This window comes from Alicyclobacillus acidiphilus NBRC 100859 (assembly GCF_001544355.1).
GTDB lineage: Bacteria > Bacillota > Bacilli > Alicyclobacillales > Alicyclobacillaceae > Alicyclobacillus > Alicyclobacillus acidiphilus.
Window position 1 is genome coordinate 1 of sequence record NZ_BCQI01000123.1, and the last position, 3093, is coordinate 3093.

The 3093-nt window shown below is 44.2% G+C and carries 3 protein-coding genes; 1 reads left to right on the forward strand and 2 read right to left on the reverse strand.

Going from position 1 to position 3093, the window contains the following annotated elements:
• Positions 1 to 118: 118 nt before the first annotated feature.
• Positions 119 to 508 (reverse strand): hypothetical protein, encoded by a 390-nt coding sequence (locus AAC01S_RS19455; RefSeq protein WP_157071291.1) that lies wholly within the window; start codon positions 506 to 508, stop codon positions 119 to 121.
• A 466-nt stretch (positions 509 to 974) separates the two neighbouring features.
• Here AAC01S_RS19455 and AAC01S_RS18265 point away from each other — a divergent pair, with 466 nt between their 5' ends.
• Entirely contained in the window at positions 975 to 2213 is a 1239-nt protein-coding gene (locus AAC01S_RS18265; RefSeq protein ID WP_067625902.1) for an IS110 family RNA-guided transposase, read from the forward strand.
• 235 nt (positions 2214 to 2448) lie between these two features.
• Here AAC01S_RS18265 and AAC01S_RS18270 read toward each other — a convergent pair whose 3' ends face one another.
• On the reverse strand, positions 2449 to 2943 hold the full coding sequence (locus AAC01S_RS18270) for a hypothetical protein (protein ID WP_067625905.1): 495 nt from the start codon (positions 2941 to 2943) through the stop codon (positions 2449 to 2451).
• Between the last annotated feature and the right edge of the window lie 150 nt (positions 2944 to 3093).

The window sequence follows — 3093 nt, forward strand, 5'->3', positions numbered from 1 at the left end:
TTCGCTTTTGCTATAACGGGGATTATTGAATTGTGGCATCGGCTCAATAAATACAGAAAGAGAGTCATCCAGTAACTAACTCTCTTTCTGTTAATTAAATCACTTGCTTTTCATTAACTCAATCCCAGTACACCGTGCCATCCCCATCACAATATTGAGCTGAGTTAGTTGCGATAAATTCACAGGTATAATCACCAGCAGCAACAGTTTTCTCATTTGAACTTGCAGTAATCGTTCCTGCTGGCTCGTTCCACGTATATTTTACAACTCCGGACGAATTGACGAGTTCTACTTTATAAGAAGAACTAAAAGTTCCGCCCCAAGAAAAATCCCCACCCGATCCGTTTGGGTCAACATTGGGGACCGACAGCTCATAAAACGTGACATTAAATGAAGATGAATATGTAGCCATAGGCTGTGCAACAGCTGCACTAGCAACGACCGGAGAACCTACAAGAGCAAGCGCGGCGACAGAAGAGGCAACAGTGATGAGTGATTTTAATTTCATCGAAACTTCCTCCTCGTATAGTGTTTTTAGAGTCCTGTATTTAAAGAATTTCCAGTTAGAAATTATTGCGGTTGAAGGGTGTAGCCGAACCCGCACCGCAACCCGAAGGGCGAGAAGCGGAAGTCGGGGCCCCGGTACGGTTCCTTGAAAACTTCATGAAATCCTAGTACAGGGACTTGGACTCTTCGTGATGCTCCCGGACAATGACCTTAGGGTCATTTGGGGAAATTCGTTCTCCTCCTGTAGCTCGACTACGTTCTAAGTCTGTTTCTCCAGCACTCGCTTGGACTTCTAACCCGTTGGCTGTTCCCTTCGGCAACCCATGCTCGAATGTGGCAGCTTTCGAGGCGGCTCATGGACCGAAGAAAGTTCTCATACGCGAGGGTGATTGGTCTGCGAGCGCGCTGGGGGCGTCCCGAAGAGTCCAATTTCCCTAAATCCCTAATTCAGAAGGGAGGGATAACCCTTGCGATTGTTTGTCGGTATTGACGTGAGCTCTGAGGACTTGAAAGTCTGCGTCATGAACATCGATGGTGACACGCTGGATGCCTTTACTGTCCCGAATAACTACCATGGTGCTACCTATTTACGGGACAAGCTTCTGTCTTTGGCGGATCAGGAGAAACCCAAGGAAATTCATATCGGGCTTGAATCCACATCCGTGTACAGTTGGCATCCCGCCATGTTCTTGCACGAAGATCGTTCGTTGCAAGAACGTGGTACTAAGGTGTTTACCATCAATCCCAAGCTCATCAGCAAGTTCCGAGAAGCTTACTCGGATCTAGACAAGACCGATTATGTCGATGCCTGGATTATCGCTGACCGTCTTCGTTTCGGGCGACTGCCAATGACTGTAGTGCTACAAGAACAATACGTTGCCCTGCAGCGTCTCACACGAATGAGATTTCATCTCATTCATAACCTGACGCGTGAAAAACAGTACTTTCTGCAACACCTGTTCTTTAAATGCAGCGCCTTTACCAGCGAAGTCGAAAGCAGCGTCTTCGGTCGTGCCATTACCGAATTGCTGTTGGAGCAATATAGCCTCGATGAAATTGGGTCCATGGAACTGGCGGATCTTGCTGATTACCTGAAAGAGAAAGGCAAGAACCGTTTCCCTGACCCAGAGAAGGTCGCCAAGTGTATTCAGAAAGCTGCTCGTTCCTCATACCGCCTTTCCAAGTGTGTAGAGGATACGATTGACATCCTGCTCGCGACGTCTATCGAGTCTATACGTACCATCAAGCAGCAGATCAAACAGATTGACGAAGCTATCGTACGGTTGCTGGACGGTATCCCCAACACGTTAGAGACCATTCCCGGCATTGGTCGCGTCTACTGCGCCGGCATTCTGGCTGAAATCGGCGATGTTCACCGATTTAAGGACCAAGCCGCCATTGCGAAGTATGCAGGTCTCACGTGGCAAAAGCACCAGTCCGGCAAATTCGAAGCCGAAGATACCAAGCGAATCAAGTCTGGTAACCGGTTCCTCCGCTATTACCTTGTTGAAGCCGCCAACTCGGTAAAACGATACGAGCCGGAATTCCGGGACTACTACCAGAAGAAGTTCGCTGAGGTGCCTAAGCACCAACACAAAAGAGCCCTCGTCTTAACCGCAAGAAAACTCGTGCGCCTGGTCGATGCGCTGCTACGCAACGATCAAATTTACACGCCAAGAAGGAAGGTGAATCCAGCTAGCCGATAAACCACCACCTTAACAGTCCTAGGTATGGATTCCAGTTTGAGGATTGCAACCAAACTGGGTTAGGTTGGTGTTGCCTTTTTCCCTGAATCCAGGCATTTTCAGTCCAAGGCAATTTCCAATTTTCAAGGTTCAGGGCCTTGACATATTACCGCTGGACTTAGTAGTAGACTGCATATAAATCATACCAAGAAAAAAACAAAAAAACTGTATAAATATGTCGAAAAAAATTATTATTCTACTTTTTTGCCTTAAATTTACGAACGCGTCTTATATTCAGGTTCAAAATTCTTTTTTTTCGTATACGGCATACAACCAATATAACTATTAACAGTAATAAAATCACTTGAAAGAACCTTTGAAAAGGTAATGACTCGATAGGGTCAGAAAAGGTTAATGAATTTCTTGTTGCACGATCTACTATGTAGGTTTTTCCATCCAATGCAAATTCATGAGAATTTTCAGGAATTAAAACAGGCACATCATTATGATTATTAGAAAAGACAATGTCTCCATTATCATTCATCCCAGCATATATCCAATCGCCAATTACTTCCTCGCCTAATGTTACTTCATGGTGTAAAGGGTTCAAATTTTGAAATGGATTAAGAAACTCATATACCTCAAATGCCACAACAGACAAACCAACAAACAAAGGAACAATAAGTAATAGCGTCCAAAACCTTCTCTTTCTGTTTTTAGATTTAAACATGCTCTTACGCAGATAAACCATTCCTCTCCTTTAAATCAATACTTAGTTGAGGATTTTTCAGAATTTAATTTCTGAAAATAAAGCATATATAATAGTTGTTTCTGTCGATGTCTAAACAGATATATGACGGACCTTCTATTTGGGATTATTATTCTACAAAATCCTCAATTA